This window comes from Rummeliibacillus pycnus (assembly GCF_050459865.1).
Classification (GTDB): domain Bacteria; phylum Bacillota; class Bacilli; order Bacillales_A; family Planococcaceae; genus Rummeliibacillus; species Rummeliibacillus pycnus_B.
This window is the reverse complement of the sequence record NZ_JBCMNM010000048.1, coordinates 1-17,737: the sequence shown is the minus strand read 5'-3', so window position 1 is coordinate 17,737 and position 17,737 is coordinate 1. Positions and strand designations below refer to the sequence as shown.

The window sequence follows — 17,737 nt, the reverse complement described above, 5'->3', positions numbered from 1 at the left end:
ATAAAATAAGAAGTTGAAGGAAGATATAAATTGAACCAATTACAGACACCATTATTTGATGCATTAGAACATTTTTATACGCAGAGCAAGGTTTCCTACCATGTTCCAGGGCATAAAAACGGACAAGTCTTTTTAGAAAAAGGAAAGCAAATATATCAATCCTTACTGTCTATTGATGCCACAGAGTTAACTGGACTGGATGACTTGCATGCTCCAGAAGGTCCTATACGTGAGGCAGAGTTACTCCTAGCAGAGCTATATGGCGTAAAGAAGAGCTATTTCCTCGTCAATGGATCAACAGTTGGAAATTTGGCTATGATTTTAGCATCCTGTGGCGAAGGAGATACTGTCCTTGTTCAACGAAATTGTCACAAGTCTATTCTCCATGGACTCATGTTAACAAATGCTACACCAGTTTTTTTAGCTCCAAACTTTCATGAGGGATGGGGAGTGGCTGGGGGCGTGAATTCAGATGTTATATCAGAAGCACTAGATTTGTATCCAGATACAAAAGCAATCATTTTAACCTTACCCAATTATTACGGACTTTCTGAAGATTTAACTGAAGCGATAGCTTTAGTCCATGATAAGAACATTCCTGTTCTTGTTGATGAAGCACATGGGGCACATTTCACATTAGGTAATCCCTTTCCTAAAAGTTCAATTGATATGGGGGCAGATGTAGTCGTTCATTCTGCTCATAAAACGTTACCAGCGATGACTATGGGCTCTTACTTACATGTTAACAGTTCATTGGTCGACATGAATCAGGTTGAATATTACTTACAAATGCTTCAATCAAGCAGTCCTTCTTATCCAATAATGGGTTCACTTGATTTGGCACGTTCTTATTTGTCTTTATATTCGCATGACGATCAAGATTTTATTATAAAGGAAGTTGAACATTTTAAGATTTGCTTATCCTCTATTCCAGAAATTGAAGTATTAGAGCCTCCAGTTGGTTTATGGATTGATCCATTAAAGGTTACGATTCGATCTAAATGTGGTTTAAGTGGCTATGAATTACAATCACTGCTTGAGGAAAAAGGTATTTATACTGAATTAGCAGATCCTCAAAATGTCTTATTGGTCCTACCTTTATTAAAAAAGGGAGAATCCTACCCATTTGATCGTACCGCTACTTTAATCGAGTTAGCAGTAAAGAATCAATGTGGTAAGCAAGAGAATCAATCAAATGAAAATTGGGTAGAAACAGAAAAAATTACAACTTTATCTTTACCATACTCTAAAATGAAGAAAGCAAAAGTAACGCAAGTTCCATTTAGCGAGGGAGTTGGTAAGATTTCTGGTGAAATGGTTATCCCCTACCCCCCTGGAATTCCATTAATTATGACTGGTGAAAAGATCACAGTTGAAAAAGTTGCAACTTTAAAGAGATTATTGTCTCTTCATTCCCGTTTTCACGGTGGAACAGTCCTGTCTGTTGAAAAGCTTGTCGTTTATGAAGAGGAATAAGTATTTAACACAATCCCTACTTGCATTTCGCTTAATTATATGAGCACCCCAAATATATTTTAGAACCATTTGTTGTGATAAAAATCAAAAAGGCCTTAATCTTCAAAATCGAGATTAAGGCCTAATTTGTGGTTAATTTTCAAAACAGTACTGTTGACTGTTATCATTAACTATTTTAAGTTACCAGGTACAGTTTTCATGATTCTTCCAGATTTTTGATTTTTTACTGGAGAAGTTGCAGGGCGTAGAACGCGCATTCATCTCACCCCCTTTCTTTTCACTAGATACTGAAAGGTTGATTCTTTCCGCTACATTTTTGTATCTCAATCGTACGAATACGACTATTAGCAGAAAGCCTCTTACTATTTTTTATAATTCTTATTGAACTTTTTGTAAACTATTTCTCCAAACAAGATTCAATACTTTTTTAATATTTTTCTTTTCAGAAGGACAAGGTCTTTCTCCAGATACCACGCGATACCATGGGCAATGATTCCCCTGACATGCAGGACGGTAGAAGCATGATTGGCAAACAGAGTCTGTTTCTTCTCCAGACATTACCCATGAAGCGATCTTATCATAATCGAGATCCATTGTACCGTCAGCATTGATATGGCCAACTTTATTTACTTCTTCATCTAAAACCGTTGTACATTTGTATAATTGACCATTTGAGCCAATGACCATAGCATTAGGTTTAGCTGCATAGCATACGGATGCAGTTGGCATCATAGAACCAGTGACCATATTACTCATGCTAATTCCTTTATCCATAGCTGTCTCTGTAAATTCCCAGATTTTTTTATTGGCTGTAATGTGGGTACATGTAGGGATTTCATCATTATTTTCCCCACCCCATCTACCAACAGGACGGAAGAATACACCAAAGCGTTTATCATCAGCAAAGTGTTCTTTTAAGAACTCAATCAATTCGCCAGTTTCTGCTAAATTGTCTTCATCGAAGTTGACACGAATCGTCATATCGAATTGACCAGTACTTTCTTTAACAGCTTTTAGATTTTCGATAATTCGTTCAAATGTTCCTTGACCGCCTGCCATATGTCTACGACTGTCATGTACTGCTTGCACACCGTCAATTGTCACCATATATTGACGTACTTCCCAAGATAATAATTTTTCTAATACTTCTCTTGTTAAGAAGAATCCATTTGTTACAATGTCAGCAGAATAATCGATTTTATTTTCTTTTGCTTCTGCCATAAATGAATTTGACAATTCTTCGATAATTCCTAGTTCAAGTAGTGGTTCACCACCGAACCAGCTAATATGTAAATTATTTAGAGTAGTAGCTCGTTCTTTTACTAATGCTTTTACACCGCTTTTTGTTTCGTCTGTCATTTTGCCTCGTGCAAACGTTTCATAACAATAAGTACAACGGAAGTTACATTGTTCTGTTGTCATAAGAATCAGGTGCAACATATCTGTACGGTGCATAGATTGATGCAAGTACTCTGCTCTTCTTTTCTCATCTACATTTTCAGGAACGATAAATCCATTATCAAATAAAGATTTTTTTACATCACTATCTAATGCTTCAGTCCCCGTTCTTTTTAAAGAACCCATGACTTCAGCTTTTTCTTCATCAGAAAAATCAACAATAGCGCCTGTATAACTATTGTATAAAATAACGCCGCCATCATCCGTTTTAGACAATGCGTTAAACTTTGATGGAATATATTTATTTGTATTCTCCAAAATCCATAAACCTCCCTTTTCATTCATTTCTATTCTTTTAAATTCATTTCTATTCCCAACAATCATCATATTTCTTCTATAGAAAAATATCAATATAGCAATTGTAAACGCTAATTTCTGATATCGAAGCTGATTTAATTTGTAAAAAATAAAAATGAACGGTATATGTAGAAACGACTCCTAAAAATAGTTGGAGCAATTTATAATACCATAATTTAAAAATAATCTGCAAGGTCACATGGATAGTCTGTAGTCTTGTAGGAACCAAAATAAGCTTTTAATTTAAACGAAAAAAACAGCTGCAATAGACATAAGTCATTGCGGCTGCTTTTTTATTTTTCACCATACATTATCTAGAAATCAACTTACGGAAAAACTCTTTATATCCCCATTATTTTACTTTAAAAATTTCAACTAATTTTTCTAATTCATCGGAAAGTTGATATAACTGATTCGAAGCATTAAACATGTTAGTAACGTTGCCTTCTTGCTCTTGCATCTTTTGATTGATAGAACCAGTAAAAGCAGAATTTTTCATCGAAATATCTTCTAACTGTTGAGATGTAGCTGTTATTTCTTCTGCATTAGCAGATATTTCTTGGGCAGATGCTGATACTTCAGTAATATTATTAGCTACTTGATTTGTAAATAATTGAATTTTACCAAAGATTTTTTCTGTATCTTGAGCAATACTTAAACCTTGAGTAATTTCCTTATTTCCATGTTCAATTATATTAACAGCATTGTCCGTATCCGTTTGTATTTCTTTAATAATCTCGGCAATCGTATCCGTAGAACCTCTTGATTCTTCTGCTAATTTCTTAACCTCTTCTGCTACAACTGAAAATCCTTTTCCAGCCTCGCCTGCTCTTGCAGCTTCAATTGCTGCATTTAAGGCAAGTAAGTTTGTTTGATCCGCAATAGAACTGATAATGGTAAGGAAATTTTGAATAGATTGAGAACGTTCCTTTAATTGTGTAATAGCATTTGTCGTGTTATCAAATGATAAATTAATGGTTCCCATCTGTTCAATTAAACTATTAATGTATTTTGATCCTTCTTGTGTTATTTCATTCATTTCTAATGATGAATTACTAACATCTGAGGAATTACCTGCAATTACTTGAATAGAAGAAGCTACATCTTCTATAGATGTTACAGTATGAGAAATAGATTCTTTTTGAGTATTCATTCCTTCATTCATACTCTCAATATCATGAGTAATTTGTACAGAGTCCTTTTCAGTCTTTTCTGCACCTTGATGAAGAATTGCAGATGCTTGATTAATTTGAGCAGAAGTTTCCTTAACTTTGAAAATCATCTGACTCATGTTATCGATTACTTTATTAAAGAGTGAAACAAGTTGTCCGAATTCATCATCTTTCTCTACCTTTAATTTTATACTAAGATTACCATTTCCAACCTCATGCAATCCTCTTAGTAGTTCTTTCATTGGTTTAAAGGATTTTCTAGTGTAAAAAATTTGGAAAATAACAATTAAAATCAAAAGAGGAAGCAGAATAAATAAGGTTATCTTTAATAGTTCAACTTGACTTACATGAAACAGATCTGCATTTACATCAACCCCAAAATAGGCAAATACTTTACCATTATCATCTTTGAGTGGATACAATTCAGTAATCCAAGTACCAATATCATCATTATAAATTTCTGAAGAAACTGTTGTTTGCGTTTCTTTCATTCGTTTAACAGCATCAACAATTCGATCCGGCTGAGGAAATGGATCGCCTACTTTAACTCCGTCTTTTTTTAATGCCTCAACTAATGGTGTTGGAGCAGCAATTAGTGGTGTCTTATTCCCATCAACAATGTCGGAACTGAAAATATAAGCTTGAGCAACTTTTTTATTTGTCTTAGAAATATTATCAAAAAATGCGATCAATTTTTGCTGGTCTGGGGAATCATAATCCTCATTCATAGCATTTTTCACTGTAGTCATATCCAATTCTTCTGCCCATGAATTTACAATGTCATTTGCTTCTTTAGTAATATCATCTTTTATAATGTTAGAAAAGACTAAATAACTAGATAAGCTTATTGCAATAGCTATAAATAGTGAGATTACGACAGAAATAGTAATATTCCTAAAAATAAACGATTTTCTTTTTTTCACTTTACCTTTTCTCCTAACTTTAAACAGTATTAATTATAGAACAATCATACTATATTTTTGTCGAATTTTGTATTTCAATAGTGTAAAATATATATTGATTTTAAGTCAAAATGAATAGGGTGAAAATATGAGTACACAACTTGAATCAAAAATACTAGACACTAATACGACTATTATCGACAAATTTTATGACATTGTAAGGGATGCATCAAAACATTTAGCTATTTCTATGGCTAATCAATCATTTACCTATGAAGATTTAAATAAAATGTCAAATGAAGTCGCATATAAACTAGTAGAACGAGGAATTAAAAAAGGTGACTTTGTAGGTGTCTTTTTAAACAGAAGCATTGAAGCAATAGTAAGTCTATTAGGTATTATGAAATCAGGCGGTGTCTACGTTCCTATTGATCCTGCATATCCTGATGAAAGAATTAGCTATATGATTAACGACACTTCTTGTAAATTGGTGATAACGAATACTATTCTTCAAGGAAAATTAGAGAAAATTGGATTTGAACAAGATATTTATATTGTAGATAAGATTGGATTCAATAATGATAACATTCACTGTAAGGATCTTACTGCATCCGATCTAGCTTATGTTATTTATACTTCAGGATCTACAGGACATCCTAAGGGAACTTTAGTGAAGCACAAAGGCGTCCTAAATTTAGCAGATTGGCTAGGTACTCATTATCAGTTTGACAAGGAAACCGTCATTTCAGAATTTGCTTCCTTTAGCTTTGATGCATCAATCATTGATATTTTTCAAGCACTGTTAAACGGTGTTCAATTACATATTCTATCCGAAGAATCCCGAAAAAATCCTAAACAATTAATTGAAGAAATCTCTCACAAAAAAATTACGAATATGATTTTGCCAACTGCTTTTTTCCGTAATATGACAATTATACTTAATGAAGAGGATTTATCTAAGTTATCTTCTTTAAAGGTGATCGCATTAGCTGGAGAAGCATTAACAGGAGAAATGGTCCGTCTTTGGCAAGAGAAGTTCGGTTATTCTATCAAATTGAGTAACTTCTATGGACCAACAGAAACAACCGTAATGGCATCATTCTATGATATTGATGGTAAATGGCCAGAAGAAATTGCCAATGTTCCAATAGGAAAACCAATTCAAGGGTTCAATTTATATATTGTCAACGAGTCAGGTGAATTTTGTGAAATTGATGAACCTGGAGAGCTATTAATTGAGGGTCCTGGATTGTCAGCTGGTTATCTAAATAAACCAGAAAAAACAGCACAAGCCTTTATTAAACACCCAACAAAAAAAGATGCAAAGCTTTACAAAACAGGCGATATCGTTAGAATGTTAAAAAACGGAAATATTGAATTTATCGGCAGAAACGACCATCAAGTGAAAATACGTGGTCATAGAGTTGAAATTGGTGAAATCGAAGATAAAATGTTGAAAATTCCATTTTTGAAAGAAGCAGCTGTTATCCCAAGACAAAAAGATAATGAAAAAGAATTATTTGCATTTTATACATGTAAATCAAATAAAACTATTAAGAAAAGTGAAATCTATCAAGAATTAAAAAGTACATTGCCAGATTATATGATTCCTAGCTACTTTATTCAATTACATGAAATGCCAATTGCTCCTACTGGGAAAATAGATAGGAAATTCTTAGGCGTAATTGATTATAACGATTTTCTTTCGAATGATATCATTGAGCCAAGAAATGAAACAGAACAATTATTAGCTCAAGCAGTTTGTACTGAATTAAAGGTTGAAAAGCTGGATATAAAGGAAGACTTATTTACAAATGGATTAAATTCCTTAAAAGTATTAAATATTTTAGTTAAATTAAAACCGAATTTCCCTAACATATGCACCCAAGATTTCTTCCAATACAGATCGATAGAAAAACTAGCTGAATTTATATCTAATAATAGCTTTGGAAATAGAGAAAAAAATGAAGGATATTTAGTAGAGAGAAATCTAATTGAGCATCCAATGTATACAGAGACTACTGTGGATTATACTCAAGAAATGAAAACAACGTTTAATTCTATACTTTTAACTGGCGCAACTGGATTCCTTGGTAGTCACATTTTATATGATTTATTAAAAAATACGGATTCCCATGTTTATTGTTTAACCAGAGCAAAAAGTATAGATGAAGCAAAAAAACGTTTAGTAGAAATGCTTAAATATTATTTTGGAGAACTTCCAGAGGCTTGGTTATCACGTATTTCCCCAGTTCTCGGTGACCTTTCTCAAGAAGCTTTGGGACTTACATTTGAAACAAGAATGGAACTTGAAGCAACACTAGATATGATTATTCATAGCGCGGCTGATGTAAGACATTTTGGCGATGAAAGTCACTTTAATAATGTAAATATTAATGGAACGAAAGCATTATTAAATCTAGTTAAAGAAAATACTGGTATTCGATTTATTTATATTTCAACAATTGGTGTACCCGATGACCTTGCACATTCGAATTTATGGGAAGAATATATTAATACTAAGCCAACATACTTCTCTCACAATCTTGAAAATGTTTATACAAGTAGTAAATTTGAAGCTGAAAAACTAATTTTCAAAGCAATGGAAGAAGGAACTTTGGCTACCGTATGTCGTATGGGGAATCTAACAGGGCATTCAGTTACAGGGAATTTCCAAAAAAATATTGAAACCAACGCATTTTATCGCATGTTAAAAGCAGTAATGACATTGGGTAAAATTCCTGAGTATACTTCTTTAGTTGATTTCACACCTGTGGACCTTGCTAGTAGATCAATAGTTGAATTAGCTATGAACAACCAAACCATCAGAAGAACATTCCACATTGTTGATCCTGAGCCAATTACTTTTGTTCAATTTATTAGTTCTCTTAAAGAATTAGGTTATGATATCGATTTAGTTGATACAGAGTCTTTCTCAAATCTATTCTTACCTGAAAAAGGTCTAAGCACAGAAGATCTTCAGTTAGCAGTAAGTATATTAGAAGGCGAAGGCGTAAAGGATTCATTATTCCGTTGGGACAGCAGTCAAACTAAAATGTATTCAAGTCAAATATCTTTCGATAAAAAAGAATATCTATCTTTGCTTGTACAGCACGGTGAAGAAGTTGGATACTTCCCTGTTTTGAAAAAGAGAGAATTAGTTTATTAAAAATAATGGCTGATTTGAATGTAGAAAGCCAAAATAAAGTCATTCTTGCTAGTATGAATTTCACTTCTATTTCTGAACAAACTTTTACTACACTTTTAAATAAGTGTACTGTCCATGAACAAAGTTCTATTCTTAAATATAAACACCGGATAGATCAATTAAGATCTTTGCTTGCTATTATCCAAATAAAATACTGCTTTAAAAATTATTTTAATTTGGAAAAAGACATAAATATTATTAAGAATCCCTATGGAAAGCCAAAAGTTGTTGGGTGGAGCGGAGACATTAGTATATCTCATACTGGTGACTGGATATTTACCGGAATTTGTACTACTGGAAGAATTGGTGTTGATATAGAATGTCTTAATCCTTTTCCATTATTAAAAGGGACAGAGGAGTTATTTTTGTCAGAAAAAGAATTATCCTTTTTTCAAGCTAATCAAAATTCAGAAGAATCTAAGGACTATTTGTTGACAATGTGGACTCTAAAAGAAGCATACTTAAAAGAAATAGGAATTGGATTAACCATGATTAATCCAACTTCCTTATCTTTTAACTGCCCTCCTAAAAAGAGTCACTTTACTTATCAAGGTGCAAAGGGAATTAGTGAACTAAACACTTACAATGTGGATGGAGTTGCAAAAGCTTCGGTTTCAACTTCTAGCATAAAAAGACCATCCATACAGTTTTATAAGCACTATCAGAATCATATGCTCGCGGAAATGCTTTAACTCTAGGTCTTCGAAGTAAATAGATTATTAATTTACTATAAAAATTAACAGCTACAATGACTTATTGTCTTTGTAGCTGTTTTGTTTTATCTTATTTGCTTCTATTTAAATGTTAGCTATGCTGAAGGAATCCTTCTACTAGTAGCACCCCAGTTATCTTTTAGCTCAAAAATATGATTCAAAAAATAATAAGGAATCATCTCACCATTCTCAACCATTTGCAACAATTCTTCTCGATCTACCCATTTAACAGCTTGCACTTCATCTTCTTGTAACTGTAGTTTTTCTATATCCACATCTTGCGTAATCATATAATAATCATCAAATCCATTTGCAAAATTAATCGTAAATCGTGGTCTTTCATTTGCTAAATCAAGTTCTAGCCCTATTTCTTCTTTTACCTCTCTTTCTGCTGCTGTAGCACTGTTGTCCCCTGCTACAGCGGAACCTCCGACAGTAAGGTCCCACATGTTAGACCATCCCTTCTTCCACGGCTGTCTCTGTTGAATCAATAGCTGATTATTGCTATTGAAAATACAGACATGAACCACTAGATGATAATCGCCTTCAGACAATTGGTCCCCTCTTCTATGTAATCTACCAGTTAGTTTTCGATCTTTATCATAAATATCCCACAGTTCATCTTCATTTTCGCCTCTTGTCATATTGTTCCCTCCTTGTGAAATTTCTATAAAAATGCACATGATGTAATAAAGTGTTTAAATACAAATATTAATAGAATTAATCTGCTTGCTGAATGATGTGGAATTAGCTTCGCTTTCCGCGGGCGAGCGTTGAGCCTCCTCGGGGCAACAGGATGTTGGTCACGGAGTCGTTGCCACAGGACGTGGCGTTCTTAGACTCCGTTCCTTAATCGCTTCACTGCGGGGTCTCACCAGTCTCGCTTTCCGCAGGAGTCTTCGCTAATTCCACATCAACGAAGATAGCTGTACAAGATTTTCATATAATCTTTAATCTATTTTTACTTTTTGAGTGCCTTCAACGAGGAGATAGAAGCTAAGCACGTGAAAAGCGCGCAACACCTCTTAATATATATTTAATGGAATCACATTTAGTTGCTAATTAATTATCGATTCAGTACTGCTTTCAGACATCCTTCTTTTTCCAAATATCTTTAACTAGAATTATATTCAATAAACAGATTCCAAAATCCTCTACTTCACCAAATACTATCAAAACATGATACAACTTTTCACTTAAGCCATTGCAATCACAAAGTAAAAGTGGTATTATTCATTTAATTAAATATTCACTTATTTCAATTTTTCTTTTGAAGTAAGGATAGAGGCGCAAAAACCATGAGTACACAATTGGAGGATAATGAGGTCCATTGATGATTGTGAAAAGGGGGATTTGCCGAAGTTGAGAGAATCTCATTTTTCTCGAAGCTGGTTCTGTAGTTGAATAAATACAGAACTGTCATGTAGGAAACTATATGGAGGGCTATCATACGCACAGAAATGATTCTGTTTCTACTGCAACAACGTAGCCTCGTTGTTGCTTTTTTGCGTTTACTTACTAATTGCCCTTCTCCCTCTAGTTTATTCATCAAAAATAATTAAGGATGTGGAGAAGTAATGAATTTTGGACAAATTTTAACTGCTATGGTGACACCATTTGATCAAAATGGAGAAATTGATTTCCCAGCTGCAAAAAAATTAATAAATTATTTAATCGCCAACGGTACAGACGGTTTAGTAGTAGCTGGTACAACAGGAGAATCACCTACGTTAACAACAGAAGAAAAAGTAGAATTATTTAAATTTGTGGTAGGTACTGTAGCTGGAAGAGTTCCTGTCATCGCTGGTACTGGATCAAATAACACAAGAGAATCTATCGAGTTAACAAAACAAGCAGAAAATACAGGCGTTGATGGGATTATGCTTGTCGTTCCATACTATAATAAACCATCACAAGAAGGACTATATCAACACTTTAAAACGATTGCTGAAGCAACAGCACTTCCAATCATACTTTACAATATCCCAGGCCGAAGTGTAATTAATATGTCTGTTGAAACAATCGTTCGTCTTGCACAGATTTCAAATATCGTTGCCATTAAAGATGCAAGTGGTAATTTAGATGGGATGGCCGATACCATTAGCCAAACACCTTCAGATTTTTCAGTGTACACGGGAGAAGACAGTTTAACATTACCTGCATTATCCATAGGTGCTACAGGAGTAATCTCTGTTGCATCACACATTATCGGGAACGAAATGCAAGAGATGATTTCAAAATTTAAAAACGGCAAAACTCAAGAAGCTGCACAAGATCATCGTCGGTTACTTCCAATTTTCAATGGTCTTTTTGCTGCACCAAATCCATCACCTGTCAAAGCAGCACTAAATCTTAAAGGAGTTGCTGTTGGTGGTGTTCGCTTACCTATTCTTCCTTTAAATGATGAAGAAATGTGTGCATTACAAGAAGTATTGCACCCATTAAATAAAGTAGTAAAACAGGCAATTTAAATTGGCTTCACCATTAAACAAATTGAATTTTAGAATGATAAATCTTAAAAAAAGCACTAAGTTTACGGAACAATTGCCTTACTAAAAGAAGGAACTATGTCTTTTTATCAGACATAGTTCCTTCTTTTAAGTTTCTTTATAATTTCATAATAATTCACCCGTAATTAGTAATGCAAATCACATATTTAGGGTTAATGAATACAATAATGAAAGAAGCTTAAGTAAAGGAATGATACCGTGAATTATTATTATGGACAACATGGTCAACCTTATAATCCTTACATGCATAATGAACAAGGAATGTACGGAATGTACGGAATGTATCCCTATCCTTACTTCAATGCACCGTATGGCCAAGGTTTTTCTGAACAATTTACTCCATATGAAGTGGGATATGGATCTATGTTTAATTCCCCTCAATCTACAACACATAATGCCCCTATTAACTTGAGTGATCATGGTCCAAATCCCTATGTAGTGAATATTAGTGAGGCGACAAAGCAAAATAAACCATTTCGTACTGCTTTATGGACAGGAAAGCATCTACAGCTTACATTAATGAACATTCTTGATGACATCGGCCTAGAGATCCACCCTCATACAGATCAATTCCTTCGTATCGAAGAGGGTGAAGGAATCGTAAGAATGGGTAAAAACAAGAATAATTTAGATTTCCAAAGAAGAGTAAAAGATGATGATGCCATCTTCATCCCTGCAGGTACATGGCATAATGTCATTAATACAGGTAACAGACCGCTTAAATTGTATTCCATCTATGCACCTGTGCAGCATCCATTTGGCACAGTCCATTTGACAAAAGCCGATGCTGAGGCCGCGGAGAAACATTAATGAAGAAAAACAGCTACAACGATCATAAATTCGTTGTAGCTGTTTTAAATTACTTAATGAAATTTATCTATAGACAAAAATAGAATATATGCGAATAGCTCCCACTAGAGTAGCTTTATCCTCTATAGCTTACAGCCAACCCTTTTAAGAATTTACGAGCAAAATTATCGCCACACTCTTTATAATTCCGATGCCCTGGCTTTCTAAAGATTGCACCTAATTCACCCTTTGAAACGGCGATACCTCCATCATCAAGAATATCTAGCATATCTTCCGTTTTTAATTGAAGAGCCACTTTTAATTTCTTCAAGAGCATATTATTTACACGGTCCTTACTCTGTTCAGGCATTTCTTGACTTTTAGGTTGTCCTGGTTTTGGTTGTTGTGGCCCTCTTTTAAATGTGACGAAGCCATTTAAAAAGGACTCTAACATCTTATCATTACATTTAATTTGATCATTCGACTCACTTACATCATCCGCTTCATCATACTCATCTTTTGATTTGGTCAGGATCTTTCGTAATTCGTCTCTTGTTACTTCTACACCACCAAGTTTAAAAATATCGACCATATCTTTGTCTTTAATATCCAAGGCATATCTTAATCTAATTAATATATCGTTGTTTTCCATTTGTTAACCTCCTAAATAGACATTTGTCTATTTGTTTTAGTATTTATGATCTTTTTAAATACGAACACTGTCCTTCACAACTAAATAAACATACCAACTAATTTTCCTCTTTACAAGGTATGCGCTTATTTTTCTTAATTGATTCTGTTGGCGCAAGGCAAGATTAGTATACACTCACAATCAAATTCACTAAAATATACATATATTCATCAAAATGAAAAAGCAGCTTTTAGGAGGCAAATAAATGCATTCGTTGATAGATATTGGTCTTAATTTGACAGAAAAACAATTTACAAAGGATCGAGAGGAGGTTGTTGAACGCGCTATTCAAAATGGTGTTGGACAGATGATTCTCACTGGCTCTAGTGTAGCAGGAAGTAAGGAAAGCCTACAAATTGCAAAGCAATATCCCCATATTCTTTTTTCAACGGCAGGGATTCATCCACATGATGCAAGTGAATTTCATCAAGAACACATCCAAGAATTACGCCAATTAGCTCAACATAAAGAGGTCATAGCCATCGGAGAATGTGGATTAGATTTTAATCGGATGTATTCTCCTCAAAAAATTCAGGAAGTGTGTTTTGAAGCACAATTGGATTTAGCAAAAGAAATGGACATGCCACTCTTTTTACATGTTCGAGATGCTCAAGCACGATTTGTTGAAATGATGAAGAATCATCAAGATCAAATTGAAAAATCAGTTGTTCATTGTTTTACAGGAAATAAAACAGAAGTACAAGAATTAGTATCCATGGGTTTTCACATTGGTATTACAGGATGGATTTGTGACGAGAGACGAGGCAAGGAATTACAAGAAGCTGTACAATATATTCCCCTTGATCGATTAATGATCGAAACAGATGCCCCTTATCTAACACCTCGAACTTTAAAACCAAAACCTAAACACGGGAGAAATGAACCTGCTTTCCTTCCACATATTATTGGTGAAATTGCCAAATATATGGGTGTTTCTCCTGAAGAAATAGTAAAACATTCTATAGAAAATACTCAGCGTTTCTTTCACTTGGAAATGAACTAAAAGCCTTTAATAGAGGCTTTTTTGTTGTGCTAGTTTTAATTATCATCTAACTATTATTTTATTTCGTTCAGGATATGTAACGAGTACCAGCTTAGAATTATTTTTCTTTCTAAACTTTTATTTCTCCTTTTTCAATATGTTATGATTAACAATAAGTTAACCATCAAAAACATTAAGTTAACTCAAATAAATAATTTCTCTAGGGGGAGAATTATGTATCGTCTACGGGGTCATCATATTTTTTGTCTACTTGGCTATCGAGGAATGGGTTATTCCAATGAATACGTTGAAAACATGACTCGTTTACATCAAACCTTGAGAGCCAATCCAAAGACGTTGGTTCAGCTAGTAAATGGACCTGATCAATTGTGTGAAAAGTATCCAAACTCAGGTGAATACCATTGTCAAGATAACGACATCTATCAAATGGATGCGGTGATTTTAGAGAAAATCGGTTTAAAAATTGGACAGATTTTAAAATGGGAGGACATTGAATCTCAAATCCAAAAACATGTCATTCCTTCTGATATTCAAACCGTTTGTGGAACTTGTTCTTGGCGGTCTTACGGAGTTTGTGAAGAAGGGGTTCAAATGATCCTTCAAGGAAAAGGTCTAAGGGAAATTAAATAAATCCTTCCCTTTTGTTCATGTTGATACTAAACTCTTCTTTCACTTGGAAAAATAGGTGCCTGATACATATTGATATTACAAAATTCAATGACAGGCACCTTTAATTATATATCCTGATAATAAAGAAATATTGTTATACAGAATAAAGTTTAAGCTTGTTCGATTGCAGCTTTTCCCCCTACTTTTCCTCCAACAATAATCACAATTTTATACCCCCCTTAGTTTTAGCAATATTTTGTATCGATTCCACTATCAAAAATTGATATTTTATCATTTCAACAGATTTTTTTATAACTTCATTCAAACTTCACACTCATTTTATAGAATAATAATGTTCTTTAAAATTTTTAAAATATTCAGGAGGAAAAAAGTGAACAAAGGACTCTACAATCGCTTTTGGCGATGGCATTTTTATGCTGCATTATTTATCACGCCATTATTACTTACTTTAACCCTTAGTGGTATTGGCTATTTATTCTACACAAATGTAGAAAATAAAGCGTATGATCATTATTTCTTTGAGAATAGTACACATACCGAAAAGTTAACAATTGATGAAGGAATAGAAAAAGCCAAAGAGAAATTTAAAGGATATTCAGTCTCGAAAGTGATTGTTCTTAAAGATCCATATAACACACGTTTAACAATGGATAACAAAAATGGTGATGAAAAATATGTATTTTTGGATGATAATTATCAAATTGTAGGAAGCCAAGATTCAAAATATACATTTTCAAACGTCATGAGAAATCTTCATAGTTCTTTATTTGTTGGAGGAACAGTTGTCAATTATCTAGTAGAATTAGCTGCTTGTTGGGCTATATTCCTACTATTATCAGGTGTTTATATGACATTTAAAGGGAAAGCATTGAAGAAAAAAGAAAATGCTTCCAAACGTCAAAAAAATAAGAAATGGCATGCTCTTGTTGGAACAATTATTACTATTCCAATGATTGCTATTATTTTTACAGGTCTACCTTGGTCAGTATTTATGGGGAATTTTATTTATACGGCAGCGCAAGAGCATCCATCAATTGGTATCCCTAAACTACAACAAAGCCCACCTACTTCTGATATGAGTGAAATTCCATGGGCTACTCGCAAAAATGATGCTCCTTCTTCTTCAAAAGAAGGTGGACATGCACATCATGCTGGGATGAGTATGCCTGGTATGGATATGACAAGCAGCAATATGATTAGCGTTCAACAGTTGATGACAAACGTAGACGCTACGAAAATTTCTAAACCATATTCTATTATTTATCCTTCAAGTGAAGATGGAGTTTATACAGTTGCTAAAAGCAGTAACACAGGTGTAACAGGGCTAGATGTTAGTCCCTATGACGAAATCACAACTTATTTTGATCAATATAGCGGTAAACTCATTTCTAAAGTAGGTTACGATGAATACGGTATATTAGGAAAATGGTTTACATGGGGGATTCCATTACATGAAGGTCACTTATTTGGGTGGCCAAATAAAATCATTAACCTACTCGTATGTCTTGCCTTTATCTTCGTCATTTTATGGGGGATCAAAACTTGGTTTTCTCGTAAAAAGAAAGGGGAATTTTCAGCTCCACCTAATACGTCAAAAGGCATTTCTGTAGGATTTGGTATCATAATGGTTGTACTTGGAATTTTAATGCCATTATTCGGCATCTCACTAATAGTAGTAGCACTAATTGAAAGTTGTATTTGGTTGTTTAGAAAAAAAACAATACAAGCTTAGCTTAGAAGAAATAATAGTTAATCTATAAAAAGAAGCACAGTCAAAATTGAACTGCGCTTCTTTTTATACTCCTAACAAGGTGAATCTATAGCATTCATCAATCTAATAAAGTAAAGGTTTCAATTGGTTCATATTTTGGTGTTTTCTCTAGGTTCGTTTTATATAACACGATTTTATTTGCTATAAAAGATAAAGGCTTTTCATGGAAGGGATTATACTTTTCTAATAACTCCATATTAAATTCTTCATCGCTATTCCACTTCCGTGCCAATGTTATATGTGGGTGATATGGACGAGTTTCCAAGGTGAATCCAGCTTCCTGGCATTTTTCATGAACAATTGATTGAACTTGAAATAATCTACGTTCGTGGTTTACTGCACTCCAAAATATTCTTGGTGATTTTTGATTTCCAAAAGTATTGATACCTTGAATTTGCAATTTAAAAGCTCTTTCATCTTTTATGGCGTTACTTACTAGATCAATTACAGTATGTTGCCTTTGCGAATCCATCGATCCAAGAAAAGCAAGGGTGATATGAAAATCGCTCATATGCACCCAACGTTGAAACTGAAAAACTTGTTTGAGATTCAGCATCTCATCCTGAATATTTTGTTTAATACCATCAGGCAATTGAACCGCCCAAAAGTAATGTGCGTTTTTATCCACTTTATCCCTCATTTTCTTTTTTAATTATTAGGGTTAAGAAAAGCATAAAATACTAATTTGATATGCACCTATTTCTAGCTATTCTTCTTGTATGAACATTACCTTATCATATCCACAATTACGACAGACCATTAAATGGGGGCAAATCTGATCTTTAGCTGTATTTGGATAGCCGTCATCCATTTTCACAGTCTCTTCATCCTCATAATGACTATAAGGATCCATAAAATCAGCTACTTTCCCATCGTTGTCCAATTGAGTACCACAATTTGGACAATTTATTTCTAATACTTTTAATGAGTTACATAAAGGACAAATAGCCATATGTACCACTCCTATTTCTTTCTATTTTAGAATCCCTAAATTCATCATCACTTTTTCTCCCTTCAACATAATTTCCTTTTTAGTATGAAACTAAACTGTCCGTTAGTTACAAAGGTTCAACATGAATATTGAATACATAAATTTGTTACTTGAATCAATTTCATA

At 33.7% G+C, this 17,737-nt stretch carries 14 protein-coding genes and 1 riboswitch; of the genes, 8 read left to right on the top strand and 6 right to left on the bottom strand.

The features are described 5' to 3' along the window. The first annotated feature begins 30 nt into the window (after nt 1-30). Entirely contained in the window at nt 31-1,476 is a 1,446-nt protein-coding gene (locus ABE048_RS11845) for an aminotransferase class I/II-fold pyridoxal phosphate-dependent enzyme (RefSeq protein ID WP_430311479.1), read from the top strand. Between the two features lie 378 nt (nt 1,477-1,854). Here the strand turns inward: ABE048_RS11845 and ABE048_RS11840 are convergent, their stop codons facing one another. Both ABE048_RS11840 and ABE048_RS11835 read right to left on the bottom strand, forming a co-directional pair. Beyond that, entirely contained in the window at nt 1,855-3,219 is a 1,365-nt protein-coding gene (locus ABE048_RS11840) for a radical SAM protein (RefSeq protein ID WP_430311594.1), read from the bottom strand. 364 nt (nt 3,220-3,583) lie between these two features. Next, entirely contained in the window at nt 3,584-5,326 is a 1,743-nt protein-coding gene (locus ABE048_RS11835) for a methyl-accepting chemotaxis protein (protein WP_430311478.1), read from the bottom strand. 127 nt (nt 5,327-5,453) lie between these two features. On the opposite strand from ABE048_RS11835, the gene ABE048_RS11830 reads away from it, so the two are divergent. Both ABE048_RS11830 and ABE048_RS11825 read left to right on the top strand, forming a co-directional pair. Further along, entirely contained in the window at nt 5,454-8,474 is a 3,021-nt protein-coding gene (locus ABE048_RS11830; RefSeq protein WP_430311477.1) for an amino acid adenylation domain-containing protein, read from the top strand. A gap of 5 nt (nt 8,475-8,479) precedes the next feature. Then, entirely contained in the window at nt 8,480-9,205 is a 726-nt protein-coding gene (locus ABE048_RS11825) for a 4'-phosphopantetheinyl transferase family protein (RefSeq protein WP_430311476.1), read from the top strand. Nucleotides 9,206-9,321: 116 nt separating this feature from the next. Here ABE048_RS11825 and ABE048_RS11820 read toward each other — a convergent pair whose 3' ends face one another. Continuing rightward, nucleotides 9,322-9,870, bottom strand: a complete 549-nt coding sequence (locus ABE048_RS11820) for an NUDIX hydrolase (RefSeq protein ID WP_430311475.1) — start codon at nt 9,868-9,870, stop codon at nt 9,322-9,324. Between the two features lie 630 nt (nt 9,871-10,500). Beyond that, nucleotides 10,501-10,680: riboswitch (Lysine riboswitch) on the top strand. A 123-nt stretch (nt 10,681-10,803) separates the two neighbouring features. On the opposite strand from ABE048_RS11820, the gene dapA reads away from it, so the two are divergent. Further along, the gene (dapA, locus tag ABE048_RS11815; protein WP_430311474.1) at nt 10,804-11,697 is read left to right on the top strand and encodes a 4-hydroxy-tetrahydrodipicolinate synthase; all 894 of its coding nucleotides are present in this window, start codon (nt 10,804-10,806) and stop codon (nt 11,695-11,697) included. A 300-nt stretch (nt 11,698-11,997) separates the two neighbouring features. Next, complete coding sequence (locus ABE048_RS11810) at nt 11,998-12,546, top strand: cupin domain-containing protein (RefSeq protein ID WP_430311593.1); 549 nt, start codon at nt 11,998-12,000, stop codon at nt 12,544-12,546. Between the two features lie 115 nt (nt 12,547-12,661). Here ABE048_RS11810 and ABE048_RS11805 read toward each other — a convergent pair whose 3' ends face one another. Continuing rightward, nucleotides 12,662-13,177 carry a DUF1456 family protein gene (locus tag ABE048_RS11805; protein WP_430311473.1) on the bottom strand — a complete coding sequence of 172 codons (516 nt, stop codon included), beginning with the start codon at nt 13,175-13,177 and terminating at the stop codon, nt 12,662-12,664. A 244-nt stretch (nt 13,178-13,421) separates the two neighbouring features. On the opposite strand from ABE048_RS11805, the gene ABE048_RS11800 reads away from it, so the two are divergent. From ABE048_RS11800 to ABE048_RS11790, 3 genes are all read left to right on the top strand, one after another. Then, nucleotides 13,422-14,219, top strand: coding sequence for a TatD family hydrolase (locus tag ABE048_RS11800; RefSeq protein WP_430311472.1), 798 nt, complete (start codon nt 13,422-13,424; stop codon nt 14,217-14,219). Nucleotides 14,220-14,432: 213 nt separating this feature from the next. After that, a complete protein-coding gene (locus tag ABE048_RS11795; RefSeq protein WP_430311471.1) occupies nt 14,433-14,849 on the top strand; it encodes a DUF1284 domain-containing protein in 417 nt (138 codons plus the stop codon). Between the two features lie 370 nt (nt 14,850-15,219). After that, nucleotides 15,220-16,581, top strand: coding sequence for a PepSY-associated TM helix domain-containing protein (locus tag ABE048_RS11790; protein ID WP_430311470.1), 1,362 nt, complete (start codon nt 15,220-15,222; stop codon nt 16,579-16,581). Between the two features lie 97 nt (nt 16,582-16,678). On the opposite strand, the gene thpR is transcribed toward ABE048_RS11790, so the two are convergent. Beyond that, nucleotides 16,679-17,248 (bottom strand): RNA 2',3'-cyclic phosphodiesterase, encoded by a 570-nt coding sequence (gene thpR / locus ABE048_RS11785; protein WP_430311469.1) that lies wholly within the window; start codon nt 17,246-17,248, stop codon nt 16,679-16,681. 78 nt (nt 17,249-17,326) lie between these two features. After that, a complete protein-coding gene (locus ABE048_RS11780; RefSeq protein WP_430311468.1) occupies nt 17,327-17,572 on the bottom strand; it encodes a hypothetical protein in 246 nt (81 codons plus the stop codon). Nucleotides 17,573-17,737: the final 165 nt, after the last annotated feature.

Excerpts from the sequence above, each read along its gene's own strand:
- ABE048_RS11840 (WP_430311594.1), bottom strand. The coding sequence starts at position 3,219 with ATGAATGAAAAGGGAGGTTTATGGATTTTGGAGAATACAAATAAATAT.
- ABE048_RS11830 (WP_430311477.1), top strand. The coding sequence starts at position 5,454 with ATGAGTACACAACTTGAATCAAAAATACTAGACACTAATACGACTATT.
- ABE048_RS11825 (WP_430311476.1), top strand. The coding sequence starts at position 8,480 with ATGGCTGATTTGAATGTAGAAAGCCAAAATAAAGTCATTCTTGCTAGT.
- ABE048_RS11820 (WP_430311475.1), bottom strand. The coding sequence starts at position 9,870 with ATGACAAGAGGCGAAAATGAAGATGAACTGTGGGATATTTATGATAAA.
- dapA (WP_430311474.1), top strand. The coding sequence starts at position 10,804 with ATGAATTTTGGACAAATTTTAACTGCTATGGTGACACCATTTGATCAA.
- ABE048_RS11810 (WP_430311593.1), top strand. The coding sequence starts at position 11,998 with ATGTACGGAATGTACGGAATGTATCCCTATCCTTACTTCAATGCACCG.
- ABE048_RS11805 (WP_430311473.1), bottom strand. The coding sequence starts at position 13,177 with ATGGAAAACAACGATATATTAATTAGATTAAGATATGCCTTGGATATT.
- ABE048_RS11800 (WP_430311472.1), top strand. The coding sequence starts at position 13,422 with ATGCATTCGTTGATAGATATTGGTCTTAATTTGACAGAAAAACAATTT.
- ABE048_RS11795 (WP_430311471.1), top strand. The coding sequence starts at position 14,433 with ATGTATCGTCTACGGGGTCATCATATTTTTTGTCTACTTGGCTATCGA.
- ABE048_RS11780 (WP_430311468.1), bottom strand. The coding sequence starts at position 17,572 with ATGGCTATTTGTCCTTTATGTAACTCATTAAAAGTATTAGAAATAAAT.